At 57.3% G+C, this 25,269-nt stretch carries 22 protein-coding genes and 2 pseudogenes; 11 read left to right on the forward strand and 13 right to left on the reverse strand.

Annotation, left to right across the window (positions count from 1 at the left end; genetic code table 11):
• Nucleotides 1–22: 22 nt before the first annotated feature.
• Nucleotides 23–2,209, forward strand: coding sequence for a carbohydrate-binding protein (locus OKB77_RS07345; protein ID WP_150389162.1), 2,187 nt, complete (start codon nt 23–25; stop codon nt 2,207–2,209).
• 93 nt (nt 2,210–2,302) lie between these two features.
• Here OKB77_RS07345 and OKB77_RS07350 read toward each other — a convergent pair whose 3' ends face one another.
• Together OKB77_RS07350 and OKB77_RS24040 are read right to left on the reverse strand one after the other, a co-directional pair.
• On the reverse strand, nt 2,303–2,680 hold the full coding sequence (locus tag OKB77_RS07350) for a hypothetical protein (protein WP_223849307.1): 378 nt from the start codon (nt 2,678–2,680) through the stop codon (nt 2,303–2,305).
• Between the two features lie 36 nt (nt 2,681–2,716).
• Nucleotides 2,717–2,788: pseudogene (locus OKB77_RS24040) on the reverse strand (hypothetical protein); the annotation flags it as partial.
• Between OKB77_RS24040 and OKB77_RS07355 the strand changes: the two are divergent.
• Nucleotides 2,756–3,013, forward strand: a complete 258-nt coding sequence (locus OKB77_RS07355; protein ID WP_113739471.1) for an ADP-ribosylglycohydrolase — start codon at nt 2,756–2,758, stop codon at nt 3,011–3,013. The pseudogene OKB77_RS24040 and the gene OKB77_RS07355 sit on opposite strands and share 33 nt — an antisense overlap.
• Before the next feature lie 38 nt (nt 3,014–3,051).
• Here OKB77_RS07355 and OKB77_RS07360 read toward each other — a convergent pair whose 3' ends face one another.
• Nucleotides 3,052–3,708 (reverse strand): HEPN domain-containing protein, encoded by a 657-nt coding sequence (locus OKB77_RS07360; protein WP_068979527.1) that lies wholly within the window; start codon nt 3,706–3,708, stop codon nt 3,052–3,054.
• Between the two features lie 119 nt (nt 3,709–3,827).
• Nucleotides 3,828–3,950 carry a hypothetical protein gene (locus OKB77_RS07365; protein ID WP_265114136.1) on the reverse strand — a complete coding sequence of 41 codons (123 nt, stop codon included), beginning with the start codon at nt 3,948–3,950 and terminating at the stop codon, nt 3,828–3,830.
• Nucleotides 3,951–4,260: 310 nt separating this feature from the next.
• Here OKB77_RS07365 and OKB77_RS07370 point away from each other — a divergent pair, with 310 nt between their 5' ends.
• The 3 genes from OKB77_RS07370 (at nt 4,261) to OKB77_RS07380 (ending at nt 8,439) form a co-directional block, all read left to right on the forward strand.
• Nucleotides 4,261–4,668: a hypothetical protein gene (locus OKB77_RS07370; protein ID WP_234915185.1), complete on the forward strand. Its 408-nt coding sequence runs from the start codon at nt 4,261–4,263 to the stop codon at nt 4,666–4,668.
• Nucleotides 4,669–4,949: 281 nt separating this feature from the next.
• Nucleotides 4,950–6,404, forward strand: a complete 1,455-nt coding sequence (locus OKB77_RS07375) for a DUF262 domain-containing protein (RefSeq protein WP_223849305.1) — start codon at nt 4,950–4,952, stop codon at nt 6,402–6,404.
• Nucleotides 6,397–8,439, forward strand: coding sequence for a DUF262 domain-containing protein (locus OKB77_RS07380; protein WP_270817314.1), 2,043 nt, complete (start codon nt 6,397–6,399; stop codon nt 8,437–8,439). Before OKB77_RS07375 ends, OKB77_RS07380 begins: the two co-directional genes overlap by 8 nt.
• A gap of 42 nt (nt 8,440–8,481) precedes the next feature.
• Here the strand turns inward: OKB77_RS07380 and OKB77_RS07385 are convergent.
• Nucleotides 8,482–9,526: pseudogene (locus OKB77_RS07385) on the reverse strand (IS3 family transposase).
• 163 nt (nt 9,527–9,689) lie between these two features.
• Between OKB77_RS07385 and OKB77_RS07390 the strand changes: the two are divergent.
• The 4 genes from OKB77_RS07390 to OKB77_RS07405 are packed head-to-tail and all read left to right on the forward strand — an operon-like array spanning nt 9,690 to nt 12,957.
• A complete protein-coding gene (locus OKB77_RS07390) occupies nt 9,690–9,884 on the forward strand; it encodes a hypothetical protein (protein WP_270817315.1) in 195 nt (64 codons plus the stop codon).
• Nucleotides 9,885–9,887: 3 nt separating this feature from the next.
• Nucleotides 9,888–11,003, forward strand: coding sequence for an anaerobic sulfatase maturase (locus OKB77_RS07395; RefSeq protein WP_270817358.1), 1,116 nt, complete (start codon nt 9,888–9,890; stop codon nt 11,001–11,003).
• 3 nt (nt 11,004–11,006) lie between these two features.
• Nucleotides 11,007–12,122, forward strand: coding sequence for a tetratricopeptide repeat protein (locus OKB77_RS07400; protein WP_199416830.1), 1,116 nt, complete (start codon nt 11,007–11,009; stop codon nt 12,120–12,122).
• A 34-nt stretch (nt 12,123–12,156) separates the two neighbouring features.
• A complete protein-coding gene (locus tag OKB77_RS07405; RefSeq protein ID WP_199428230.1) occupies nt 12,157–12,957 on the forward strand; it encodes a formylglycine-generating enzyme family protein in 801 nt (266 codons plus the stop codon).
• Here OKB77_RS07405 and OKB77_RS07410 read toward each other — a convergent pair.
• From OKB77_RS07410 to OKB77_RS07445, 8 genes are all read right to left on the reverse strand, one after another.
• Nucleotides 12,954–13,889 carry a LysR family transcriptional regulator gene (locus tag OKB77_RS07410; RefSeq protein WP_265776420.1) on the reverse strand — a complete coding sequence of 312 codons (936 nt, stop codon included), beginning with the start codon at nt 13,887–13,889 and terminating at the stop codon, nt 12,954–12,956. The two genes, OKB77_RS07405 and OKB77_RS07410, sit on opposite strands and share 4 nt — an antisense overlap.
• Nucleotides 13,890–14,076: 187 nt before the next feature.
• On the reverse strand, nt 14,077–15,459 hold the full coding sequence (locus OKB77_RS07415) for a BatD family protein (protein ID WP_270817317.1): 1,383 nt from the start codon (nt 15,457–15,459) through the stop codon (nt 14,077–14,079).
• On the reverse strand, nt 15,440–17,170 hold the full coding sequence (locus tag OKB77_RS07420) for a VWA domain-containing protein (protein WP_199416826.1): 1,731 nt from the start codon (nt 17,168–17,170) through the stop codon (nt 15,440–15,442). The genes OKB77_RS07415 and OKB77_RS07420 overlap by 20 nt, the downstream gene beginning before the upstream one ends.
• Complete coding sequence (locus tag OKB77_RS07425) at nt 17,167–18,210, reverse strand: vWA domain-containing protein (RefSeq protein ID WP_199416825.1); 1,044 nt, start codon at nt 18,208–18,210, stop codon at nt 17,167–17,169. The genes OKB77_RS07420 and OKB77_RS07425 overlap by 4 nt, the downstream gene beginning before the upstream one ends.
• Nucleotides 18,203–18,724 (reverse strand): DUF4381 family protein, encoded by a 522-nt coding sequence (locus OKB77_RS07430; RefSeq protein ID WP_042082087.1) that lies wholly within the window; start codon nt 18,722–18,724, stop codon nt 18,203–18,205. The genes OKB77_RS07425 and OKB77_RS07430 overlap by 8 nt, the downstream gene beginning before the upstream one ends.
• Nucleotides 18,724–19,707 carry a DUF58 domain-containing protein gene (locus OKB77_RS07435; RefSeq protein ID WP_199416824.1) on the reverse strand — a complete coding sequence of 328 codons (984 nt, stop codon included), beginning with the start codon at nt 19,705–19,707 and terminating at the stop codon, nt 18,724–18,726. The genes OKB77_RS07430 and OKB77_RS07435 overlap by 1 nt, the downstream gene beginning before the upstream one ends.
• An 8-nt stretch (nt 19,708–19,715) precedes the next feature.
• Complete coding sequence (locus OKB77_RS07440) at nt 19,716–20,693, reverse strand: AAA family ATPase (RefSeq protein WP_199416823.1); 978 nt, start codon at nt 20,691–20,693, stop codon at nt 19,716–19,718.
• 143 nt (nt 20,694–20,836) lie between these two features.
• On the reverse strand, nt 20,837–22,402 hold the full coding sequence (locus OKB77_RS07445; protein WP_270817319.1) for an arylsulfatase: 1,566 nt from the start codon (nt 22,400–22,402) through the stop codon (nt 20,837–20,839).
• An 817-nt stretch (nt 22,403–23,219) separates the two neighbouring features.
• On the opposite strand from OKB77_RS07445, the gene OKB77_RS07450 reads away from it, so the two are divergent.
• Both OKB77_RS07450 and OKB77_RS07455 read left to right on the forward strand, forming a co-directional pair.
• A complete protein-coding gene (locus OKB77_RS07450; protein ID WP_199416797.1) occupies nt 23,220–24,497 on the forward strand; it encodes an HD-GYP domain-containing protein in 1,278 nt (425 codons plus the stop codon).
• Between the two features lie 120 nt (nt 24,498–24,617).
• Entirely contained in the window at nt 24,618–25,040 is a 423-nt protein-coding gene (locus OKB77_RS07455) for a CBS domain-containing protein (RefSeq protein ID WP_021230185.1), read from the forward strand.
• The last annotated feature ends 229 nt before the right edge of the window (nt 25,041–25,269 follow it).

Consider the following 25,269-nt stretch of genomic DNA (forward strand, 5'->3'; position numbering starts at 1 on the left):
ATTATTAATCAGGAGTTGCTCGATGAAACATGGATTAAGTCTTTCATTATTAGGTAGCATATTTATTGCGACCACGGCATCTGCCTCAACTGGGGGAATGCAAGAGTTTCTCGATAGTCTCAGAAATTTTGAGTCCGGTATCAATCCGGCACTGAGTCAGTTTTACCTCGATAATCTGGATAACCCCGTTTATACCTACGCTAAGGTCACCAAGCCGGGTCGACTCGTCAGGGACTGCGCCACAGGGAGTATGGTGCAAGAGCCTACAACGATAAGGCAGTACTTTACCAAACTGGGTCTTGGCAGCATCTATAACGAAAATACCCCTCATGACCCGGGCATGTTCAAGTTGATGCAGTACAGCTCGATGAATGCGTGGGGCTTTGTCGGGTATCAGCTGGGTGAAGCGGTATTGATCGATGGAGGCTATTACAGCCCGCCGACAGTACAGATTGCAGGTAAGGAATACGACAGCTTTTATATGTTCGTGCCCGATTCGACCTGGATCGGTTGTAAAACCGAGGCGCTGGCTGAAATCCCGGGATCAGGCGGTAATCAGGTGTACGTAACGGATATTAACCGCTGGCAAGGGCATTTTATCGGAAAGAACGGGGTCAACAATTTCACCGATTTCATCAAGCCCGATAAACAGGAGTTGGTGATCCGGGATGTCATGCACTTCAACTACAAGGTCATCAGCAAGCTCCTACAAGATGCCAATATGACCTGGGCACAGGCCTTGTCGAAAAGCTGGACCGATACGGATGATAACGGGCAGCAGGTAACGGTCAAGGCAACTATGTCCGGTATCCTGGCCGCTGCTCACTTGCGTGGAGCGTGGGGAACCGCCGAGCTGTTGACCAAAGACAAGATCACGTGTGACGAGCAGGGAACTTGTATCACCAAATATGTGCATAAGTTTGGCGGTTACAACACGCTGTTTGATGTACCGGGTGACAGCGTCACTCAAGGCTCCCCTTACGATGAAGTTCTGATGGCGGGGTGGGGGAATGACACCGTTATCTTGGGGGGTGGCAAAAACCAGCTGCTACTCAATGAGCAGAAGGGCTCTATCACCACGGTTACCGACTTTGTTATCGGCAAGGATAAGATCGTGCTACGTGGCTGGTCCAGCGAATCACCTCTGGCGTCCATGGTGGTCACTCAGGGGAAAAATGGCGCTGAAATAGATGTGGCCGGACAAAAAATCATTCTGAACAACATCAATGCTGGCGATGTACTGGCCAATCCTTCACAAGTGATCATTCAGTCTATGGTGTACACGCTGGCGTGGAATTCAGGCAAGCAGGTCGTCGCCCAGTTTGACCCCAAGGTGGATCGTATCGAGGGTTCGTCGGGGATTGGGTTCAAGCATCTCAAAGCTTATGAGACTAGCTCTTCGGTGGTGATTGGTCCCCAAGCCGATGACGGCGGCATTTATGCTTCGTATGAGCTGATGGGGTTGACGTTGGCCGACCTGTCGCCTGATATGTTCCTCAACGTGACCGGCAGCTTTGATCGTCTGGGTTTTATCGTGCCGCTTGATCACAAAACCTGGGGCTGGAATATGTCGCAGGTGGTGAACAGCTTCAATCCGCAAAAAACGGTGCTGACCGTTCCAAGCAATCAGCCAGTGCCATTTTCTGCTGTAAAGTTGACTCAAAATGGTGCCAACACCGAGCTGACCTTGCTCGAGCCGTTTGCCAAGGGTGACACGAAGATCGTTATCCTGCGCAATACCGATGTGAAGAGTCTCTCTGAACGGAACTTCTCCGGCTTCAGCGGTCAGTACAAAGAGGTGACGATCGATATTCCCGTGATGTTTGACATTCGTGCTAGTGTCGTCGGCACCGGTGGCTCTATCTCTCCTGCACCGGATACTGCAGGTATTATTCAGGCAAAAGGGGGAAGTGCACTGACAGTTGCGTTCATTCCTGATCCCGGATATCGAGTGAAGAGTATCACCGTCGATGGCGCGGCCCAGCCGGTGGCGAGCGCTTATACCTTCCCCAGCTTGGCGGCCAATCACCGCCTTGAAGTGAGCTTCGAGAAGGGTAGTGCCTGTCCGGCCTCCTGGAACAGCACTCAGGTGTACAACACCGGTGACAAGGCGACCTATGTCGGCAACATCTATGAGGCCAAGTGGTGGAACATCAATAACCAGCCGGACCAAGGTGGTCCCTGGAAGCTGCTAGGCGCTTGTCAGTAAAGTGTGTGCTGACACGTGACCCTAACGCGGTCGCTTCTTATCTAAAAATTCCCGAGCATTGCTCGGGAATTTTTCTTTTGAATTTCATTCCCTTTACCCGCTGTTACTCTTGTGTCTGTCAGACGAGCTGTGTTGTGTCAGCAAATCCGCACTCTTGAGCTTGAAGGTACAGCCTTGCTGGATGAGCTCCTCCCGGTTGGCCAGTACCAGCGGGTAGAGCAGGGGATGTTGTTGATGTTCTCCGTTGTAGCTCACCTGCATCCGCTCCAATGCGTAGTGCATCAAAGGGATGCGCTGGTTAATCAACAGCTGGTTCCCTGTCATGGCATTGTCTCTGGCAATGATTGCCTGCTGACCCTCGCTGAGGCCTGGATTGGGAACGACTACCGCATGGGTGTTCCACTCCAGATCCTGCTCCCGGCCGTGAGGGGAGGCATCCAGCAGATCCGGTTCGCCGCGAAAACGACTCATCACAAAGTCCAGATATTCCCCTTTCTTCTCGCAGTAGGCACGAACGTGCCAGCGAGTCCCGTCATAGACCAGAGTGTGAGGCTCGATATTGCGGCCACATCCCCGAATAGCTGCGCCGTGGTGCGCGGCAGCTGGCGGCGAAAGTCACGCAATCAGCTGGGCCATGCCAGCTGGTTGGATGTAGTGGAGGCAGCCCTCTGGTGCTTCTGGCATGGTGACGATTTGGCAAGCGGCGAAGTGTTACTCGGTGTGCTGCTGGGCAGGGATGAGCGGGTGCGGTTGGTCTATGGACTGTTAGCCGGGGCTTTCTATCTGTCAGATCGGACAGATTGAAGCCGCGGCGCCATCGTATCCCGCCATCCTGCGGCTGATTAACCAGCCAGCTCAACCACCGGATAACAGGCATCTCCCCACAGGGTATCGGGATGGGTCATCATCAACTCGATGATCACCGGCACCAGTTTGCCGAGCAGGTTGGCACAATCCTTCAGTTGTTTGCGATTGACCGAGCTGTTCCAGGTCGCACCGCCATGAATTAGCTGGTTGCGCAGGGTATAGAGGCGGTTAAACACCACGCCCAGCAACTGTGGGGTGTTGCTGCTGGCGAGGGCCTGGTTTGCCATCTTCTTGCCTTGTGCCAGCCGCTCCTTCCACTGGGCTTCGCTTATTTTGCCGCTGTGATAATCCCAGAAGCCTTGCAGTACAAACGGGGTATCCAGCAGTATGCGGATACTGCCAGAGAACTCCTGCCAAACCAGATGCTCGATCTTTTTGTGCTCATCCAGATCGCACAGTTTCTCCAGAAAGCCTTTGAAGGTCTCCTGTTCAGAGAGGCGACGATCGTCATCGATTTCAGTGGCATAAGCCGCATTGAACGCAATCCAGAGAAAGATAAAGCGGCCATCTTCATCTTCGGCCATTTCAGCACGTTGCAGCCAGCTTAAGGCACGATGAACTCGCAGGTTGAGGTTGCTGGGAGAGTGTTCACGCAGAGTCCGGTGACGAGTTTTCAACTGTTCAAAATTCAACGACGATCTCCTTCTCAATCAGATGAATAGCCAGCTTTGACAACCAGACTCTCTGTCCTGCTGCTGGATCATCAGGTTGATGAAGAACTGGCTGGAATAGCATGTGGTGATAGCAGCGGCTACTTGCGGATGACACCCTTCAGCGTTGCAATGGCCAGCTCCACCATGGTGGCCGACGATTGTTCCAGTGGGGCATGGCGGCACTCGGGACAGGCCTCAAACCAGGTGTGGCCACGTACCATAACATCGCTCTTGGGAACAACCGTCTTGTGCCAGCCACATGTTGGGCAGCGATAAGTAGAAGGGGGTGGTTGTATCGGCATGATATCCCTCAAGCAAGTTCCATTTGGCCTAGAGTAACACGGCTCAAATTATTGCAGTGAGCTCCTTGTTCACACTCTTTAGAGTCAAAGTTGTATCCGCCTGAAAACACGACATGTGCAAAACCCCAGTATCGAAGCTGTGCGGCTGGCCCGGTATAGTCAGCCGAGTTCACATCAGAGGGGATATGCGATGAGAAACCAACACGGCTTTTGGTTAGCGACACGCCCGTTGTCATTAATCGCCCTGTTGCTGGGCCTAACGCCGCAAATCGTGTTTGCTGCAGACTGCACCTATCGGGAGAATGCGCTGGGCAATACTATTTACCAGTGTGATGATGGCAAACAGGGCACTCTGCGTGAGGATGCACTGGGCAACATCAAAGACTCGGGTACCGGCATCACCTGGCGCACCGATCCGTTGGGCAACCTCAAGGGCAGCGATGGCACCACCTACCGCAAAGACGCACTGGGCCATGTGCGCGGCAGCAATGCCAAAACCGGCGAACGGGTGACGTGGCGTGAGGATAGTCTCGGTAACCTGCGTGCCTCTGATGGCACCGTCTGCCGAACCAACGCGCTGGGGCAACTCATATGCCGTGGCGAGAGTACACCGCCAGCTTTGCTTGAAGACAAATGATGGCTTTTGCAGCAAACGGTCGGCGATCACACTGTGATGTGATATCAGGCATGGTTGCAACGGGGCCAAATGGGTAAACTTGTCGGCAATTTCTGGCTCCGTAACCGGCAAGGTTGTGAATCTCTGCCTCTTTTCGTTTTCCAGGCACCCTTGGTGTACACAGACTCTTATCGGAATACCTGACTCATGGCTATCAAGAAGAACGAACTCTACTTCTCCCTCCTGAAACAGGGGCTGATGCAGTGGTTGTTGACCGGCTGCATCCGCCTACCGCAGGAGGCATGATGGAGAGCATTAATAATCAAGTGCAGTCGGTACGCCAGTTGCTGGCCATTCCCCAACTGGCCATCCCAAGCTATCAGCGACCGTACCGCTGGGGTGCCAAGAATATCTCGGATCTCTTCAGTGATCTGGCGACCCATCAGGACAAGAGCGCCTACCGGCTGGGCTCGGTGGTGTTTCATCAGCACACCGATAGTGAGCAGGGCGAGATGCTTGATATCGTCGATGGCCAGCAACGCACCCTGACCCTGATGTTGACCGTCAAGGCGCTGATCGAGGTACTGGATAACGAAACTCGCAGTGGCAAAGAGAAGAGTATCCGGTTTCAACGTCAGGATCTGCGTGAGCTATTGCAGGCCTTGCGTGGACCTATCGATGCGTTTATGCAGCGTCAGCACTTCCCCAGCCGGGATTCGGAGTTCAACCTCAGACGCAACTATCTGGAGTTGCGTCGGCTGGTGGCCCGCCCTGAGTTTGACGAGCAGCAAATCGACTTTCTGCTCAACCGCTGTCAGGTAGTCTGCTTTGTGCTGCAGGATATCTCGGAGGCGTTCCAGTTCTTCGATTCGCAAAATGCCCGGGGGCGCGATCTGGCTCCTCACGATCTGCTCAAGGCATTTCACCTGCGCGAGTTTGCCGACCATGAGGCCAACCTCAAGGCCGAGGCCGTCGCCCATTGGGAGTACCTGCCAAGCGACGAGCTGGCCAATCTGTTCGCTCTCTATCTCTATCGGGTACGCCAGTGGGCCGAGGGCAAGTCGGCCCGCTACTTTGGCAAGGGGGAGGTGGATCTCTTCAAGGGGGTCAACCTAGATCGGGTAGGGCACTTCCCTTACGTGGAGTCGCTGCGTATCGCCCACCACTTTGTCGATGAGTACAACAGCCAGTACCAGCGCAAGATTGACGGCCAGCGCATGACGTTTCCCTTTCATCTCGACCAGATGATCATCAATGGTCGGCGCTTTTTCGAGATGGCCGAGTACTACCAGACGCGGGTCGCCGCCATCGTGGCCGAGGAGTCTGATTCCGGCAAAACGCAATCAGCCACCCTGCTCGGCGAAACGCTGACGCCGATGGCCAGCAAGGTGCTCTCGACCCTGGGCAGCTACGAGCGTCGCCACCGCACCGGGGATCGTTATGTGCGGGCCATGTTCGACTGCGCCCTGATCTTCTATATCGACAAGTTCGGCAGCCAGGGGCTGTCACTGGCCATCGAGAAGTGCTTTATCTGGGCCTATCGCTGCCGTATTCGCCAGCAGGTGGTGCAACTGGCGACCATGGATAACTACGTGCTGGAGCACAATCTGATCCGTGCCATTCGTGATGCCCGTCTGCCGGGAGACCTGCACGGCTTCCCTTTGCCTAGCATGAGCAGTCGAGAGAACAAGAACAATCGCAACGGCGCCGAAGATGAACTGGTCGGGCTGTTTCGGGAGATGAAATATTATGAATGATGCAGGCGTTTGCCCCTTTTCCATCCGTGCACTGCTCGAAGACAGCGCCCGCTATCTGGTGCCCATGTACCAGCGCAACTATGCCTGGGGCGAGGGAGAGATCACCCAACTGCTGCAGGATGTGCTGGATTATCAGCAAAAATCGGTCGGAGCCAAGGAACAGCAAACCTACTATATCGGCACCTTGGTGGTGTTTGCCCGGGACGATGGCAGTTTCGAGGTAATCGATGGCCAGCAGCGCTTTACTACCCTCTCTTTGCTGGCCAATTGGCTCAAACACCACGCGAAAGATTCGGTGGATATGAGCTGGTATCAGACCATCAACCTCGCTTTTGAGAGTCGCCCGATATCGAGTCATACCTTCGAGCGCTTGTGGCAGGGTGTTGCCCCCCACGATTTGCGGGGGAGTGCCTTCAATGAAGGTCTGGTGAACGGTTTTGAATTGATTGGCAAGGCAATGGCGGATCTTGGTTTGGTGGGGGCTAAACTGACAGCCTTTTGTGACTACCTCTTCACGCATGTGCAGGTCTCTCGTATTGAGGTACCCAAGGATACCGATCTCAATCACTTCTTCGAGGCGATGAACAATCGCGGCGAGCAGTTGGAAAAGCATGAAGTGATCAAGGCGCGGCTGATGGAGACGCTGAACCAGATACCCGAGGAAGAGCATCGTCGCCAAAGTATTCATATCCTGACCCGGGTATGGGATGCCTGCGCCAATATGGAGCGCTATATCCAGTACGGCTTTACCCCGCAAGAGCGCCACCGTCTGTTTGGTGAGAGCGACTGGGGCCAGTTTGTGCCCCGTGATTTTGCCCATCTGCTTGATCTGCTAGGGTCCCCTAACACGGCCAACGCTGCCGATAAAAACGGGGCCACTGCCGCTAGCCAGGGGCGCACCTTGTTGGCCATTTTGCAGGATGACAAGCTCGATGGTGAGCAGACGGTGGAGGAGGAGAGCGCAGGCTCCGAACGCTTTAACAGCGTCATCAACTTCTCCAACTTCTTGCTCCATGTGCTGCGACTCGTTAGCCGCGACCCGGGCGATACGGAGGGGGTGCCGCTTGATGATAAACAACTGGTTGATCAGTTTGAGATCCGAGTGATAAGGCAACCGGATCCAGTAGCGGCAGTTAAGCGTTTTATCTATGGCCTGTTAAAGAGCAAGTATCTGTTTGATCAGTTCATCATCAAGCGCGAGTTTGCCGATGGCAAGGATGGTTGGAGTCTGAAGCGGCTGCACTGGTATTCGGAAAAGAGCGTCAGTTACATCAATACCTTTGACAAGGATGAAAATGAGAATGGTTTCTCTGGTGTTAACCGGCGGATCCTGATGTTGCTGTCTGCGTTTCATGTGTCGACCCCGACCCTGGTTTACAAACATTGGCTGAATGGTGCACTGAGATATCTGTTCGACAATTGTCACCCTGATCAACCGGTAGAGGCAGGGGCTTATCTGTCCTATCTGGAGAGTCAGGCTCGCCGCTTTGTCTTCCAGCGCTTTTTGGCGCCGGGTGAAGGGGCTTCCTATTACCAGATGCTCTACCTTGATAATGCCCTGTTGCCCGCGATCAATGTGGATGAGAGCTGGCACAAGGTGATTACATCCAAACTTCGCTTCGGTCATATCGAGAACAACTTTGTCTTCAACTTCCTCGACTATCTGCTGTGGGTACGAGATCGGAATTGCGACAAAGTTGCTGGCCCCTTTGAGTTCACTTTCCGCAGCTCGGTGGAGCACTTCTCACCCCAGCATCCGATGGATGGCTATAAACCGGTTGAGCAGAGTGCACTCCATTCGTTTGGCAACCTTTGCCTTATCAGCCACAGCAAGAACTCGCGCTTGAGTAACTTCCAGCCGCAACAGAAGCAGGAGCACTTTGAAGCGAGCCTTGCCAACAACCAGATTGATAGCCTCAAGTTGCTCGCAATGATCAGGCTTATGAAAGAGAAGGGTCGCTGGCAGGAGGATGAGATAGCTGAGCATCAAAAGCAGATGTTGCAAGTGTTGTTATCCAGCCAGATTGTGCAATAAGAGGCTATTTGGCCGACTATCAACTAGTGATAGCTGTAGTGGTCAACTAAATCCGGACACTTGGTTAGGCCGAGCTTCGGCTTTTGCTGGCGGTATCCCGTCATTGTGTTGATGTGGACGCCGCCAGTTGTAGTAATCCATCAGGTAGTAACTGATATCCCGCTTCGCCTCTCGCAAGCTCATATATCCCATAGCCGGGAGCCACTCTGACTTCAGGCTCCTGAAAAGTCGCTCCATCGGGGCGTTATCCCAGCAGTTTCCACGCCGACTCATGCTCTGGGTCATACGATAGCGCCACAGTCGTTGCCGAAATGCCCGGCTGCCATATTGGCTGCCTTGGTCAGAGTGAAACAGCACGCCTGACGGACAACCCCGCAGCTGATAGGCCATCTCCAGTGCTTTGATTGCCAATTCTGCATCAGGTTTATCAGACATCGCCCAGCCCACGACCCGCTGGGTGTGCAGGTCAAGCACCGCTGCCAGGTAATGCCAACGACCACCGGCCCAGACGTAGGTGATATCGCCACACCACACCTGATTGGGTTGCTGGACATCAAATTCGCGAGCCAGCAGATTGGGAATATCCGGTCGTTCAGACCGCGCGACCTGATAGCGATGAGCGCCCGGTTGCTTGGATGCCAGCCCGGCTTCCTTCATCAGGTTACGTACTTTGAATCGGCCAATCTGATACCCCAACTCCCGCATCATCGACATCAAGGCACGGCTGCCCGCTGAGTCCCGGCTTTCTTTGAACAAACGGCGCAACTCACAGCGCTGCTGCATACGCTCACGGTTAATCGTCCGCCATCAAGAGAGCAGTCGCCTTTTTTAGTATGTCCTTTTCACGTTCGAGCCGGTTGATACGGGCTTCCAGCTCCTGAATTTTTTGCTGCTCCGGAGTCAGTGCTTTTCCGATGGGGGTTGTACCACAGCGTTCGGATTGCAGTTGCTGAACCCAGCGGCGCAGTACGGTTTCACCGACATCCAGTGAACGGCTTGCTTCGGGGACAGAATATCCCTGGTCGAGCACCAGGGATGCGGCTTCGAGTTTGAATTCGGCAGTAAATGAGCGACGTAATCTTGTCATTGGACACCTCAGGTCATGGTGGCGACTGTACCACCTAAAATGGTGTCCGGGATGATTAGACCACTACACATATCCGCTGGTTATAAGGGGTATAACCAGCGTGTGACAGCGGGAGCCTTTAGACTGCAGGCCTCAAAACAGCAATTTTGCAGGTGGTGCAGTTATGGTGATTACTCAGGGTCCACAGTTCAACGGCAAGGCATCCAAGCGGATGCATGTGATGGCCAAACCTATCGGGGCCGTGTGTAACATCGACTGTACCTACTGCTACTACCTCAGCAAGCAGGATCTGCTGGAATACAAGAAGGGGTGTTCGCCCCAGATGGACGAGCAGACCCTTGAGACCTATATCCGCTAATATATCGAGGGGCAGAACACCCGCGAGATCATCTTCTCCTGGCAGGGGGGCGAGCCGACGTTGCTCGGGCTCGACTATTTTCGCAAAGTGGTCGAGTTGCAGCGCAAATACCAGCCGCAAGGGGTGGTGATTGCCAACGACCTCCAGACCAACGGCATCTTGCTCAACGATGAGTGGTGTGAATTTCTGGCCGCCAACAACTTTCTCATCGGTCTGAGCATCGATGGCCCCGAGTTGCTGCACAACGCCTATCGGGTCAACCGAGCCGGGCGCGGTACCTTCAATCAGGTGATGGCGGCGGTGGCGTTGCTGCATAAATACAAGGTGAAGTTTGCCACCCTGACTTGCGTTAACAACCTCACCAGCAAGAATGCGCTGGAGGTCTATCGCTTCCTGCGCGACGAGGTGAAGTCGCCCCAGATGCAGTTTATCCCCATCGTCGAGCAGAAGAGCTTTCGCACCACTGCGCCCCAGACCTGGCAGCAGCAAGAGCAACTCAAGCAGGGGGACAAACGCCTCAATCCCTGGCACAAAAATTCGGTGGTCGAGCCCTGGTGCGTCTCGGCCGAGGGGTGGGGGGATTTTCTCATCACCATTTTCGATGAGTGGGTGCAGCGGGATCTGGGACGGGTCTTCGTGCAATATTTCGAGGCGAGTGTCGAGACCTGGATGGGACGCAAGAACCCCCTCTGTACCTTGGGGGAGATCTGCGGCAAGGGGCTGGCGATGGAGCCCAACGGCGATGTGTTTGCCTGTGACCACTATGTCTATCCCAAGTACAAGATCGGCAATATCCACCATCAGCCGCTCAGTGAACTGGCGTATTCGCCCGCCCAGCAAGCGTTCGGCTTTGCCAAATCGCGCAGCCTGACCCGCCAATGCCAGCAGTGTGACTACCAGTTTGCCTGCTATGGGGAGTGCCCGAAGAACCGCTTTATTCGCACCCACGAAGGGGAGGCAGGTCTGAATTACCTCTGTGCCGGTTGGTACAAGTTTTTCAGCCATATCGATCAGTCGATGGCCTATATCCTTCGCCGTGCCGGTTACCCTGTGGCTCATGGCAAGTATCGTGATGCGGTGATGAGTAACGGCGTCTTGACACATGGTCAGAGGAAATAAGCGATGCAGAGCATGTTGAGTCGCTGCGAGTTCCGTCACACCCGCTCCGGCACCATGGGCGCCTTGTGGCTGGCCCTTGGCATGACCCTGTCTGGCCCAGCACTGGCGGTAGCCAGCCCTGCGCCGCCGGTCACCACATCAGCGAATGGGGCACCCACCGCATCCGTGGCGGCCAGTGCGCCCTCAGCCGCCCAGATCCAGCAGTGGGCCTACAGTGCGCAGGATATCTCCCTGCCAGCGGTGGAGCGGGCCGATGCCCTGCGCCAGCTGGCGGCTTATCCGAACCAGAACAGTCTGGTGGCGGTGGCCAGAACTCTGCGCGACGAGAGTGCGCTGGTGCGAGAAGCTGCGGTCGTGGCTGCCGACCCTTATCAGTTTGCGCACCGCTGGCGACTGCTCTCACCGCTGCTGGCTGACAGCAGCGCCGAGGTTCGCCGCGCCGCTACCCTCAATCTGGCTCGCGATTATGGCGCCATGAATGAGGGGCAACTGAGCGCCATTGGTCAGCCGCTGGCGGAGGTGAGCGAGTATCTCGCCCGGCAGAAGGACCCTGCGCAGCAGCTGTTGCAGGCAGATCTCTATCGCTGGACCCGGCAGTGGGACAAGGCGCAGGCAAGCTACGAACAACTGCTGACCAATCAGCCCGATAATCCCCTGATCTGGCTTGGTCTCTCTGACAACTTGCGGGCCCAGCAACGGGATGCCGAGGCGCTGGCCTTGCTCAACAAGGGGATTCTTGTGCTGCCGCAGAATGCCAACCTCCATTACGCCAAGGCGCTGACCCAGGTGCGCCTCGATCAGAAGAGCGAAGCGGCAGTCACCATGGCACAGGCGGCGGAGCTCGCTGGCAATAACAGCTACTTTTGGTATCTCAACGGGGTGCTGCAAGAGCCGCTGGATCTCGAGAAAGCCATCGGCTCGTTCGAGCTTGCCTACCGGATCTCCGGCGCGCCGGAGCAGCTCTATGCGGTGTGCGATATCTACCTTCGCCACGATAACCCCAAGAGCAACGCCTGCATGAGTGAACTTGGCAAGATAGCGCCCCCCGAGGTGCTGGCCGAGCTCAATAGCAAGCGCGCGAGCAAGACGAGCACGCCGCCGGTTTCCGCTGGCCAGTGATGGCTGCCACTTCTCTTACTGCACAGGTCAGGTTATGACGATCATACCGTTCAAATGCGCAATTCCGTTGCTGGCGACCACCCTGCTGGTGGCTGGCTGCACCCTCTCGGTCAAACAGGGCAACCAGCCGCTCCATCCGCTGCGACAGAAGATTGAAGCGGACATGGTGCTGGTGGAAGGGGGCCGTTTTGAGATGGGCTCCAACGACCCTAGTGCCAAAGCGAGCGAAGGGCCACAGCATACGGTCTCGCTCAACAGCTTCTACATGGCAAAATTCGAGGTGACCCAGGCCCTGTTCGAGGCGGTGATGGGCCCCTCCATCAGCTATTTCCAGGCGCCGGATGTACCGGTCAACAACCTCAGCTGGCAACAGGCCAATCTGTTTGTGACAAGGCTCAATGAGTTGACCGGCGCTCACTACCGCCTGCCCACCGAAGCTGAGTGGGAGTATGCAGCCCGGGGTGGCAAGCTGAGTAAAGGCTATCGTTACAGCGGCTCCGATCAGATTGATGAAGTGGCCTGGTACAGCGGCAACGCCAAGAATCGCGCCTATCCGGTGGGGCTGAAAAAGCCCAACGAGCTGGGGCTATACGACATGACCGGCAATGTGGGGGAGTTTGTGGCTGATGCCTATGAAGAGACCTTCTATCGCCACAGTCCTCAAGAGAACCCTAACAATGCCCTGGAGAGCAAGAGCCACCTCGCCCATAAGTCGGTGCGAGGCGGCAGCTACGCCTATGAGGCTGAATTGTCTGAAAATTTCCGGCGTGATTTCGCCAGCCAGTCGGTGATGATGGCTGACATGGGATTGCGACTGGTGCGTGATACCCGTTAGGGCTGATCGATGGAGGTGGTCAGCCCCAGCTCGCTGACCACATCGAACAACTGCTGGCGCAGCCAGCGGTGGCCCGCCTCGGTGGTCCGGCTGGGGTGCCAGATGGCTGACAGGCTGAATACTGATTCCTCGAAGGGGAAGGGTAGTACCCGCACATCATACATGCCGGCAAAGGTATTTATGATGGAGGTGGGCAAAACCCCGATGATCTCGCTGCACGCAATGATGGGCAGCATCTCCATGGCGGTCGGCACCCGTACCACGATATTGCGGTTGGCCATTTGCGGCAGGTGCTCGGCGGTGATCATGCTGCCTCTGACCTGCCACTGGGCCAACGCCACATGCTCCTCGGTAAAATAGGCCTCCACCGTCAAGTTGCTGCCCAGTCGCGGGTGGTTGCTGGCACACACCACCTTCACTTGCTCGCCATAGAGCACCTCGCTCTTGAGCATGCTGCGCCCGCTCTGGGTCATGTCGATGATGAGATCATAACGCTGCATCCGCAGGTCACTCTCCATATCCTCGGTAAAGAGGGGATGCACCTCGAGCGAAATACCTGGGGCGTGTGCCCGGATCTTGCACAGCAGCGCCGGGACCAGTTGGGCGCTGATCAGTCTGACACAGGCGATGGAGAAGACTCGCTGGGAAGTGTGCGGATTGAAGGTGCGCGAGGTCGAGAGGGTAGAGCTGAAGTTTTTCAGCGCGGCCGCCATCGCCGGATAGATGTCGATGGCAAACGAGGTGGGCTCCATCCCCACGACCTTGCGATTAAACAGAGGATCACCATAGATCTCCCGCAGTCGCTTGAGGGCCTTGCTGACGGCGGGTTGGCTGATCTCCATGCGTGTCGCCGCCCGGGAGAGGCTGCGCTCTTCATAGATGGCGACAAAGATCGGGATCAGGTTCAGCTCGGTACTTCTGATGTCTAACAAGAGAGGCCTCGTTACATGTTCGTGGAAAAATCACACTGCCTTGGCACTGTCGGGTAGCCGGAGGGGAGAACCTGCCACGCCAGTCAGGTGGCGTGGCAGCCAGCTGGTATCCCACCTTGGCAGTGTAATGAAGTGGGCAAAGTGGGACAACCAGTGCAGGGGTTGGTTGCTGCGTGGCGCACTTTATTTATCTATTTGCGTTGCTGGATGATTGATCCGCTGAGGTCGGCTTGCCAGTCAGGGGGGTCAGTCCCGGCAGGGCCGCTTGCCAGCCGACAATGTGGCCCAACCGTGAACGGATGTTGCCAAGACTGGTGCCCCGTTGCCTTTGCAGGCGCACCAGCAGGCGCCAGCCCATCCTGAGCGCATCAGCCCGATCAAGGGGATCTTGCTGGAATACAGCCTGTTGTTGCTGCCAAACCGGATCGGAACTGACACGGCTCAGTTCCAGCCAACCCCTCTTGGCCCGCAAATAGCGATAGGCCAGTACCCGCACCGCCCCCCACTGCCTGCACCAGATGGCGGCCCCATATTGCCAGCCGAGCGGGCGAGGGTGGTGACGGTAGTAACGGGCTATAGCCAGGAGCGCCAGCACCAGCAGGGCTATACCACCGGCTACTCCAAGCAACCGATGCCAGTAGGCCGCCAACCAGGAGGCGGGAGTGTGGCGCACTTGCAGGCTCTGCCCGGGGAGGGTCAGGGTCTGCAACTGGCCAGTCTGGCTGTTCCACCAGGCAAGCTCCAGCGCGGGCAGGGTCAACTCACCACCGCGCTGCACGATATAGGTAGTCTGATCTTCCCGTGTCGAGAGGTACTCCCCCCGCTCCTGGGTATCGTTCAGTCGGGCTTGCGCCGGATAGGCCTGTACCCGCCCACCGCTTGCAAGCGGAGTGATCAGCGGCGGGATCAGTACCGAGAGGGTATCCTGCCCGCTGGCGGTCACGGTGCGGGTGATAGCATCCCCTACCTGCAGCTCGCCGTCAGCATGCTCATCCGCAGAGCGCTGCCAACGCTGGCTCAGGGTGAGATTGCTGGCGCTCAGCCAACGCCCGCCGACCGTCAGGGCTGGGTCGGGCAGAGCGGCGGCAAAACGCTGAGGGTGGGTGGTAAGGGTGATCTGCCGGGAGCCCCCTTCAGGGCGCGCCACTGAGGCCCGCACCGTGATGGCGGGGATCTCGAACTGGCCGGATTGCTGGGGATAGAGCGTCAGCTCCCAGCGCTGGTGCGACCAGGTCTCGCCATCACGGCGCTGGGTGAAGTTGGTCGCCAGCTCGCTGCGCTGCTTGACCATGACCCCCGGCAGCTCGAACTGGCCGATGCGGGTACCCGCGGTAAACCAGCGGTTGGTGGCCAGCTCCAGATAGAGGGTGATCTGTTGGTTGACGGCATAGGGGCGCTTCTCCTCCCCCTGCTCTTTCAACCAGCTCTTGAGGGTTACCTGAGTGGCATCAGTCGCATCAGCGGCCTCGGCAGCCTGTGCTTCGACCGTGAGCAGCACGGCCCCGAGCAGGGTAGCAGTCACCATATATCTGCACAGCCAGTGGCTGAGTTTATTGTGCCGGTTGCACATGGGTAGGCTCCTTGTGGGTGGCAGAACGAGGACGGGCGGTTGCGCCCTTTTGCTGCGCTTGTAGCTGGAGGCGGAATTTGGCTTGCAGGAAGTCACCGGGATCAGACTCCACCCGGCGCAGCCACTTTTCGGCCTGCGCCGGATTGGCCAGGATCTGATCTGCGGTCAGGGTTTCGCGCGCCATCAGGGATGAAACCACGGTCTCTTCCGCTCCGTTGGCACTGCGTGGCTCATCATCGGGCAGTTCACTGGAGTGATCAGGTCCATCCGGCGTGCCGGTCTGGCTCTGACTGGCGCGGTTGATCTCGTCAACAATCCCGCTCATCACCTGATAGTTGTGGGCGGCTGATTGACGCATGCTCGGGTCGCTGGCCTCGTCAGCCAGTTTCCGGAACAGCCGGCGGGCGGCCAGATACTCACGCTGTCTGGCGAGGGCATTGCCGGCATAGAGCAGAGCCTGTTCTGAGTCGGCTTGCAGGAATGCTGACTGGGCCAGCGCAAACTCGGCGCCATAGTAGTAGGCCACCCCCTTGTAGAAGGGATCTTCATAGTGTTTAGCCGCCTCCAGATAGTCACCTTGCTGGAAGTACCACTGCCCCTGCTGATCCGGGGTGAGCCAGAGGTTTAACCACTGCTGTTTCAGCTCCTTTACCCAGTGATTGATCGCAGGCTCTGTCGGCTCTGCGGGCGCCAGCGAGAAGGTGGTGGCCTGCGCAGGCGTCGTCTGTAACAGGGAGAGACCGATGGCTGCCACCAGACCCCACTGCACCAGCCAGCCTTTGCGAAACCAGAGCAGCAGCAGGGCAACGACCGGAAAGAGCAGGTAGTAACCCATGTCCTGCCAGGGCATCAGGGAGTCGTTGTGGATCAAAAAGTTGCGTTCAATCCCCAGGTTGATGCGCTCTACGTCGCGATTATCCACCGTCATGGTGAGCAGGGCGCCATTGCTGTCACTGGCCAGTCGCCGTAGTGAGGCAAGCTCCAGCGGGCGTTTGCCACTCAGGGCCGGGTCGCCAGCGGCCAGGATCAGCAGCTGACGGGATTGACCACGGAAATAGTCAGCCAAGGGGGCGATGGCGGAGGGGCTGATGCCATCACTCACCAGCAAAACGGTGCTGCCGGTCTCATCGGCCAGAAGCTCGGTGAGCAGCGGGATCACCTGTTCGGTGCGCTTGCCCGCTTTAGGCATGATCTCGGGACGGATGGCGGCGAGGATAGGGTCATAGACGGCACTGTCACGGGTCAGCGGCATGGCGGTGTGGGCCGAGCCGGCAAAGACCACCAGCCCGTTGCGCCCGCCATCGCGGGTCGCCAGCAGATCGCTGATCTTCTGCTTGGCCCGCGTCAAGCGGTTGGGGGCGATATCCGTTTCCAGCATGGAGTCGCTGTTATCGAGCAGGATCAGCAGGGCGCCCTGATCTTCGCCAAAGGGGGAGGGTTCACGGCTCCAGGTCGGCCCTGCGCAGATCAGGATGGCGAGCCCCATCAGCAGCCCCAGCACCTTGAGGGGCAGGTTCTTTTTCCAGCCGGTGTCCCCCAGCGTCAACGCCTCGCGCAGATGGGGCGGCAGCCGCTGTTGCCAGCTGTTTGCTTCATCCATGCGCCAGCGCAGCAGCAGGATGGCGACAAGGGGGAGCAAGGCCAGCAGCCACCAGGGGCGCAGAAAGTGGGCATTCAGCCAGAGCTGTTGCCAGTAGAGAGGATCCATCATGGCGTGTCTCCTGAGAGAGCAGTGCGCAGGCGGTAGCGCCTGAGGGTCAACAGGGAAAAGAGGGTGAGATAGAGGCCGACGCTGACGGCGATGAGGTAATGGTGCAGGCTTTCGCGAGTCTGAAAGCGGGTGCTTTCGTAGCGCTGTGGCTCCAGCTCACCGATCACCTGATAGGCGCGCGTCAGCTGCGCCTCATCAAGAGCCTGAAACAACTGGCCGCCGGTCAGGATCGCCAACTGTTGCAGGGTATCGAGATCGAGTGCCTGTTCGCCGACGGTGGCCGGATCCCCCATAGCGATAGTATGCAGCCGCACGCCGTTGACCGCGGCTACCCGGGCCGCATCCCGCGGGCTGACAAAACTGCCGGTGTCGTTGCCATCGGTAAGGATGATGGCGACTTTCTCCCGCTTGGCGCTGTTCTGGTCTAGTTGCCCGTGGCGATCACTGTTGTTGAACACTTTGATTGCCAGACCGATGGCATCCCCCAGATGGGTGCTCTGGCCAGCCATGGCGACATCGGTTTCCTGCAGCAGGGTTTGCCAGGTGTCTAGATCGGCGGTAAACGGCGCCTGAAGAAAGGCGGCATCCCCAAACAGGATGAGCCCGAGTCGATCTCCTTTACGCATTGCAGCAAATTGTTTAAGCACCTCTTTGGCGGCGTCTAGCCGACTGAGGGACTTGCCGGGGTCGGGGGAGAAGTCGGTCTCGGCCATGGAGCCGGAGAGATCCAGCACTATCATCACATCCCGCCCGAACCGCTCGCGCACCTGAGGCGGGCCATAGATGGTGGGCTTGGCCAGTGCCAGTACCGCCAACAGCCAAACGGTGATCAGGGCGATCCGCTGCCACCAGCTGGCAGTCAGCTGGGTAGCCCCCTCACGCGGCGGCTCATCCAGCAGATCGATCAGCAGGTCGAAGAAGGGCACCTTGATGGCACTCTGCCGGGTGCGATAGGCCGGAATAAGGCGAAACACCAGCAACGGCAGGGGCAGCAGCCAGAAATAGTGGGGGTGGGCAAACTCGAGACCTGCATCAAGCATGATGAGCCTCCGTCGCCAACGAGGCTGTTTGTATTGGAGTCTGGTGGTGGGCAAGCCAGTCGTTGCAGAGGGAAACGAGGCAGAGCTGATCACTCACGCTTAGCACCACCTGATCACAGACCAGCGATACCAGCCAGCGTTCCCCCAGTTCGGTCGCAAAACGGGGCTGCCTATCAGCCATGGCATTGTCGAGGGTCTGCAGCAACGCCATGCCAAACAGCTTGCCGTGCCGGGGATCTAGGTGGGTCAACACCTGCTTGATCAGGTGAAACAGCGCCAGACTGGCCCCGGCATCAGACCAGTTGATCGTGCGCAGGGCCGCCTGCGCTTCACGGCGGTAACGCTGTTGCCACCAGCGCTGTGCCCGGTGATAGAGCCAGAGCAGCGCCAGCGCCCCCAGGCTCAGCGCCAGCAGCAGCCAGCCTGCGGTTTGCGGTTGCCAGCTGATGGTGGGTGGTACGGTCACGTCCTGCAATTCGCGCAGCATATAGGTGCCGGGCAGCTTGTGGTTCATCAGTGATCTCCTCCCAATGCGGTAATGAGGCGGGCGAGGTGGTGGCCACCGGTGTCGAGGGTGATAAGCGGCAATCCCTTGAGGGCCATCAGTCGCAGCAGTTGATCTTTTTTCAGCTGCTGCTGGCGGGCTAGCCCCTGATCCAGCACAGGGATCTGGTGGGGAGCAATATTGAGCTGGTACTGGCCATCGCCGACTATCCAGCTGGCGTCAGCGGCTGTGGTCGACAGAGCCGACTCGAGGGGATCGGCGATGTGCAGTGCCAGCACATCGTTGTGCTGCTGCAAGTAACCGAGGCGGGTCAGGTCGGCCTCGGTTACTCCAGCCCAGTCGCTGAGAAAGATCAGGGTGGTATTTTTCAACTTGAGGCGGCCCAGCATCGCCAGCAGGGGGGCCAGACCGGTCGCCTCGCCGTCGCGGCTGGTGGCCGAGAGAGCATGATTGGCGGCACAGAGCTGGCGCAGCCCTGCCAACCAGTGGCCACGGGAGCGCTGGCCGCGCAGCCACGCCACGCCATCGCAGTGCAAAATGGCGAGCCCGACCCGATCGTTCTCTTTGAGTACTTGCCAGCCGAGCAGGGCAGCCACTTCGGCGGCCACCACTGACTTCATCACCTCCACCGAGGAGAAGAACATGCCGCTGCGCTGATCAACGCAGAGGATCACGTGACGATCTTTCTCTTCGCTGTAGCTACGGACATGGGGGCGGCCGGTGCGCAGGGTCACTTTCCAGTCCAGGGTGCGAATATCATCCCCTTGCTGATAGTGGCGCAGCTCTTCAAAGTTGAGTCCACGGCCGCGAAAGCGTGACGGGTGACGGCCGCACAGCAGGTTGCCGCTGTTTAGCCGGGGCAGCAGTGAAAACTGGCCGACCAGCCCCTGAAGCCGGACCAGTGTCAGGTAGTCGCAGTGGATGCGGGGGTCACCACTGGGCGGTTGCCCGCCCTGTGTCAGCCTGTCATGGGATAAGGAGCGAGGTGTCATGGTATCGCTTACCCGATGACGACGTGATCGAGCAGAGTCATCACCACCTGCTGGTGATCCACCCCATCTGCCAGCGCGTCATAGCTGAGGGTAAAGCGGTGGCCAAGCACGCTGGGCACCATGGCACGCACATCGTCGGGCAGCACATGGTTGCGCCCTTGCAGCCAGGCATAGGCGCGGGCGCACTTGTCCAGAGCAATGGATGCGCGGGGGCTGGCGCCGACCGCAATCCACTGTTGCAGCCCGGTGGCCGGGTAGCGATCGGGGTGTCGGGTCGCCATGACCAGCGCAATGATGTAGTGCTCCACCAGCGGTGAGACCGTCATGGCCGAGAGCTCTGATCTGGCCTGCAAGATGAGTTCAGGGGAGAGGGGGGCGAACCCCTCGTTCTGCTGGCGGGTACCGCGCTCTTCGGCCCGCACCAGCCGAATAATGGCAAGCTCTGCCTCATCATCGGGGTAGGCGACCGAGACCTTGAGGGCAAAACGGTCCATCTGGGCTTCTGGCAGCGGGTAGGTCCCCTCCTGCTCGATGGGATTCTGGGTGGCCAGCACCATAAAGAGCTCGGGCAAGCGATGGCTCTTGTCACCGACGGTGACGGTGCCTTCGGCCATCGCCTCCAACAGCGCCGCTTGTACCTTGGCGGGGGCGCGGTTCACTTCATCGGCCAGTACGATGCTGTTGAAGATGGGGCCTGGCTGGAAACGCAACTGGTGGGATCCGTCACGCTCCTGATACATCTCTGTGCCGGTTACATCTGATGGGAGCAGGTCGGGGGTGAACTGAATGCGGCCGAAGCTGGTATTGAGGGCTTCTGCCAGCGCCTTGACCGAGCGGGTCTTGGCGGTGCCGGGCAAACCTTCAAGGAGCACGTGGCTATTGGTCAGCAGGCCGATGACCAGGGCGCGGATCACATGGGACTGGCCGACCACACTGTGACCAACCTGTTCGATAAGTTGCGAGATCTGTTGTTGCAAGGGGTTCATAGGGTTTTCCACAGGGTACATTTAACGAGACAGAGATTGGGCTAGGAGGGGCCAACGGGTTTTCACTTTCCAGCTGGTTCGGGGCGAGCAGGCTGGAAATTGAAAACGCCCACCAGAGAGTGATGGGCGTTGGAGTCACCGCCTTACTTGATGGTGGCGACTTTTTGCTTGAGTGCATCCAGCTCTGCCAGTTTGCCCTTGAGCATCAGGCTCTGGGAGCTAATGCTGGCAGGGTTCATCTGGAAGCTCTGCTGCATCGGGTAGTTGGGCAGAGTGTCGAAGAACTCTTTCAGGATCCCCTGTGCAGGTACGAACAGCCACATGTTGTCTGCCATCCAGCGCAGATACATGCCTGACTCATGCGGTGCCTTCTCGAACGGATCTGCGCGCAGGTTGATGATCTGCGGCCAGTTCGGAGTCACACGCGCCGCGTCGGTGATGTTGCCCTCCATGGTGGCAAAGTTCAGTTTGAAGTCATTCCAGCGCACGGCGTTGAGTTCGCCGTTTGAGGAGAAGTAGAGCATGGAGTTGCGCGGGGAGGTGCCGGCTTTACCGGAGAGATACGGCATGAAGTTGTAACCGTCCAGTTTCACCCGCCACTGTTTGCCGTTGGCCTTGTAGCCCTTGGCCAGCTTCTCTTTCACATCCGGTACACCGGCTGCGGCCAACAGGGTCGGCATCCAGTCCTGATGGGCCATCATGGCGTTGACCTTAGTACCAGGCTTGATCACGCCCGGCCAGCGAACCAGTTGCGGAACCCGCATCCCACCCTCCCATGTGGTGCCTTTTTCGCCGTAGAAGGGGGTGGTGCCGCCATCCGGCCAGCTGACGGTCTCGGCGCCGTTGTCGGTGGTGTAGATCACGATGGTGTTGTCGGCGACCCCCAGCTCGTCCAGTTTGTCGAGCAGGATCCCCACCTGATCATCGTGCTCCAGCATGCCATCGGCATAGATGCTGACGCCGGATTTACCCTGATACTTCTCTTGCAGACGGGTCCAGACGTGCATGCGGGTGGCGTTGTGCCAGATGAAGAAGGGCTTCTTGGCTTTGACTGCTTTCTCCATGAACGCTAGCGAGGACTCGAGGAACTCTTCGTCAGCATGCTCCATGCGCTTGCGGGTCATGGGGCCGGTATCTTCAATCTTGCCGTCGGCAGAAGATTTGATGACGCCGCGTGGGCCGAACTTCTTCTTGAACTCCGGATCTTTCGGGTAGTAGTAGGTTTCCGGTTCTTCTTCCGCGTTCAGGTGATAGAGGTTTCCGAAGAACTCGTCGAAGCCGTGCTTGGTCGGCAGGTGCTGGTTCTGATCGCCCAAATGGTTTTTGCCGAACTGAGCCGTCATGTAACCCTGCTCTTTGAGCAGATCACCGATGGTGGGCGCCCAATCCGGAATACCGTGGGTGGATCCGGGCATGCCGATGGTCAGCAGACCGGTACGGAATGGCTCTTCACCGGTAATGAAGGCGGCGCGGCCGGCGGTGCAGGATTGCTGACCGTAGTGATCGGTAAAGAGGGCCCCTTCATTGGCGATCCTGTCCAGATTCGGGGTCTGGTAGCCCATCATCCCCTGGTTGTAGGCACTGATGTTCCAGTAGCCGATGTCATCGCCCATGATGGCAAGAATATTGGGCTTGGCGGCTGCTGTGGCACTACCAGCGGTGGCCATTAAGGCAAGGCTCATGGCTATTTTGTTTATTTGAATGGCCATTATTGGCTCCACTCCTAATCTGATGTGAATTGGTACACAAAATGGGCGATGAAAGCAGCGTGCGTTTAACGCGGTGGAAATATCATCCCGTGCAGGCTGTTGGAGGGGATGGAATACCCGGATGGGCACATTCCCCTTTATCGCTGTCGTTATGACCAGCAAAGAGTGATATGACCTGCATAGCCCGAGTTAACCGCCGCTTGGAAATCAGCTTTCAACAGTTTCACTCTATAAATCCCGTTTATCCTTGTCGCCTTATAGCGAATATAACCGCTGGTTATCCGATATTTTTTCTCCAACCCTTTGGTCGCAGGCTATCGGGTGGGCTCGAGCGAGCATGGGAAGCTGTGTCCAGAAAGCGTGAGGTGTCTACCGTTATCGATGGCGACAAGGCGAATAAATGGGTGATGGAGTTCACAGTTCGGTTAATTAATTTTGGGATGGTGGTAGTTATGGGCGTTGTGGTGTGCCTTTATTCAAAATTATTACTGGCAAACCGAGCACTCTTTAATTCTGATGAAGTCATAATTAAGTAAAGTTGGGGTGTTGATTGTTTCGCTCAGATATGAGTTTTTAAAACTGCTCACAATCTCTACGCGAGATTTAAAAAGTCTGCTCGCATATTTTTGAACGTATACATATGACTTGAATGGGTGTGGCCAAATAAATCCAGCTGTAATCTTTGCCTTTTCAAGGTGTCAGGGTCATAAATGCCTATAAAAACAAGGTAAAAGGCTCGGCTATTGACTAAGTTGATAGAAGGCGAGGCATAAAACAGCGCCAGTTTGATACAACAACATCGCATGGGACCCGGATCATGGACAGAGCGCAGGGCGCAGCCCCCTTTTCGTTGCAAGTGGATCTAAGGCAGGTGGTGTATGCCCTGTCAGCCTCGCTGGATCTGGTGGGCATTGGCGATGTGGCCCACGGTAAACGGGTCGGGATTATGGCTGCCGAGTGCAGCCGGGAGCTGGGAATGAGTGAGGCCGAACGCTGTCTGCTGTTCGAGCTGGGGGTGCTGCATGATATCGGTGTCTCCTCGACCATCACCCATCACCATCTGGTCAGCGAGTTCGATTGGGAGTCCTCCCAGCGCCACTGCGAGGTGGGATATCAGCTGCTCAAGGATTTCCGTTTGCTGGCCCCACTGGCCCTGCCTATCCGTTATCACCACACCCACTGGCACCTGTTGCGCGAGATGGCCGATGTGGACCCCAATGTAGCCCGTCAGGCCAATCTTATCTTTCTGGTGGATCGCTGCGATGCGTTGGCGGCGCCCTACTATGGCGATGGTTCATTGTTGATGCACACCAACGAGATCCGCGCACGCCTGCAGGATTTCCGTGACGAGTTCTTTGCCCCCGAGCTGGTGGATGCCTTCCTCAAGGCGTCTCGCTCTGAGGCATTCTGGCTGCAGCTGGAAGCTCGCTCCATCAATGATTACATGCTGGAGATGCTGCAGGTGCGGGAGCCTTGCCTGACCTTCAACGGGGAGCTAAAAGCGCTGGCGCAGATCTTCTCCGGCATTGTCGACGCCAAAAGCCCATTCACGATGACGCATTCACTCGGTGTGAGCAGGTTGTCTCGGGCACTGGCAGAATTGATGGGAGTCAGTGCCATCCATTGTGACATGCTGGAGATCGCCGGTTTGCTGCATGATCTGGGCAAGCTCAGGGTGCCGGACGAGATCCTCGACAAGCCTGCCAGCCTGACGAAAGAGGAGCGGGCCATCATCAACACCCACAGCTTCGAGACTTACCAGATCCTGCGCCACATCGAAGGGTTTGAGGAGATTGCCTGCTGGGCGGCCTATCACCATGAGGAGCCAGACGGTGAGGGCTATCCGTTCCACCTGCCGGTATCCGCCATGGCGCTTGAAGCGCGGATCCTGCGGGTCGCCGATATTTTTCAGGCCATGGTGCAGGACAGACCTTATCGCCGCGGTCTGCCTGCCCGTGACGCATTGACCTTTATGCAGCAACTGGCGGATCAGGGGCGGGTCGATCCCGCTGTGGTGGCGGTGCTGGCCGATCACCTGCCGCAGATGATGATGGCAGCCATTCCGGATCGCGAGCCGGATCATGCCATCAATTGAGGGAGAGGCTGGCCGCTGACTCATACTGCCGTGAGCCAGCTATGCTTGGAACAAGCCGAGCATGGTGCCGGTACCGGCGCACAAGACGCCAGCTTGATGGACTACCGTAGGGGAGCAGATATGGAATCGCTAAAAGCCAAGGATTATATGCAGAGCAGACCCATCACCTTCACTGCCGATATGATGGTGCAAGCTGCGGTCGAGAAATTTCTGAACAGTCATCAGCTCGGTGGCCCGGTGGTGGATGGCCAGGGCCATCTGATTGGTTGGATCTCCGAGCAGGATTGCATCGCAGTGCTGCTTAAGGAGGCCTATCACTGCGAACAGGTGGCGCAGGTCAAGGATGTGATGCGCAAGGAGGTGTTGTCGGTGGGACCCGATACCAGCATTTTGAGCCTGGCGGAGATGATGATGGGACAAAAGCCGAAGATCTATCCGGTGGTGGAGGAGGGACGCCTGCTCGGTGTCATCAATCGCCACAATGTCATGCAGGCCATTCACGCCCAGCTCACCACCTGTTTTGTCCATCACTCCCACGGTTAACCCTGTTTTTCTCTCTCCCAAGGCAAGCTTCGGCTTGCCTTGGCTATTTCATATGCTGCGATTTATTCATGTTATGCCATCTTACAATGGTTGTTTTGTCATGTTTGAGGAGCGGCCAATCTCTCTGTCTTCCCATATATAACGCTACGTTAAGGCTTGCACCGCCCCCGTTCGCTCTTTAGGATCGCTCCCAGCTTATCGATATGGCCCCTCTGGGCACCTATTTAAG

The sequence above is a fragment of the Aeromonas sp. Y318-3 genome (assembly GCF_027706185.1).
Classification (GTDB): Bacteria; Pseudomonadota; Gammaproteobacteria; order Enterobacterales; family Aeromonadaceae; genus Aeromonas; species Aeromonas veronii.

Coding starts and splice junctions, on each gene's coding strand:
- OKB77_RS07440 (WP_199416823.1), bottom strand. CDS start 20,693: ATGAACCCCTTGCAACAACAGATCTCGCAACTTATCGAACAGGTTGGT.
- OKB77_RS07390 (WP_270817315.1), top strand. CDS start 9,690: ATGGTGATTACTCAGGGTCCACAGTTCAACGGCAAGGCATCCAAGCGG.
- OKB77_RS07425 (WP_199416825.1), bottom strand. CDS start 18,210: ATGCTTGATGCAGGTCTCGAGTTTGCCCACCCCCACTATTTCTGGCTG.
- OKB77_RS07415 (WP_270817317.1), bottom strand. CDS start 15,459: ATGTGCAACCGGCACAATAAACTCAGCCACTGGCTGTGCAGATATATG.
- OKB77_RS07400 (WP_199416830.1), top strand. CDS start 11,007: ATGCAGAGCATGTTGAGTCGCTGCGAGTTCCGTCACACCCGCTCCGGC.
- OKB77_RS07420 (WP_199416826.1), bottom strand. CDS start 17,170: ATGATGGATCCTCTCTACTGGCAACAGCTCTGGCTGAATGCCCACTTT.
- OKB77_RS07445 (WP_270817319.1), bottom strand. CDS start 22,402: ATGGCCATTCAAATAAACAAAATAGCCATGAGCCTTGCCTTAATGGCC.
- OKB77_RS07345 (WP_150389162.1), top strand. CDS start 23: ATGAAACATGGATTAAGTCTTTCATTATTAGGTAGCATATTTATTGCG.
- OKB77_RS07375 (WP_223849305.1), top strand. CDS start 4,950: ATGATGGAGAGCATTAATAATCAAGTGCAGTCGGTACGCCAGTTGCTG.
- OKB77_RS07455 (WP_021230185.1), top strand. CDS start 24,618: ATGGAATCGCTAAAAGCCAAGGATTATATGCAGAGCAGACCCATCACC.
- OKB77_RS07405 (WP_199428230.1), top strand. CDS start 12,157: ATGACGATCATACCGTTCAAATGCGCAATTCCGTTGCTGGCGACCACC.
- OKB77_RS07380 (WP_270817314.1), top strand. CDS start 6,397: ATGAATGATGCAGGCGTTTGCCCCTTTTCCATCCGTGCACTGCTCGAA.
- OKB77_RS07430 (WP_042082087.1), bottom strand. CDS start 18,724: ATGAACCACAAGCTGCCCGGCACCTATATGCTGCGCGAATTGCAGGAC.
- OKB77_RS07435 (WP_199416824.1), bottom strand. CDS start 19,707: ATGACACCTCGCTCCTTATCCCATGACAGGCTGACACAGGGCGGGCAA.
- OKB77_RS07350 (WP_223849307.1), bottom strand. CDS start 2,680: ATGAGTCGTTTTCGCGGCGAACCGGATCTGCTGGATGCCTCCCCTCAC.
- OKB77_RS07365 (WP_265114136.1), bottom strand. CDS start 3,950: ATGGTACGTGGCCACACCTGGTTTGAGGCCTGTCCCGAGTGCCGCCAT.
- OKB77_RS07450 (WP_199416797.1), top strand. CDS start 23,220: ATGGACAGAGCGCAGGGCGCAGCCCCCTTTTCGTTGCAAGTGGATCTA.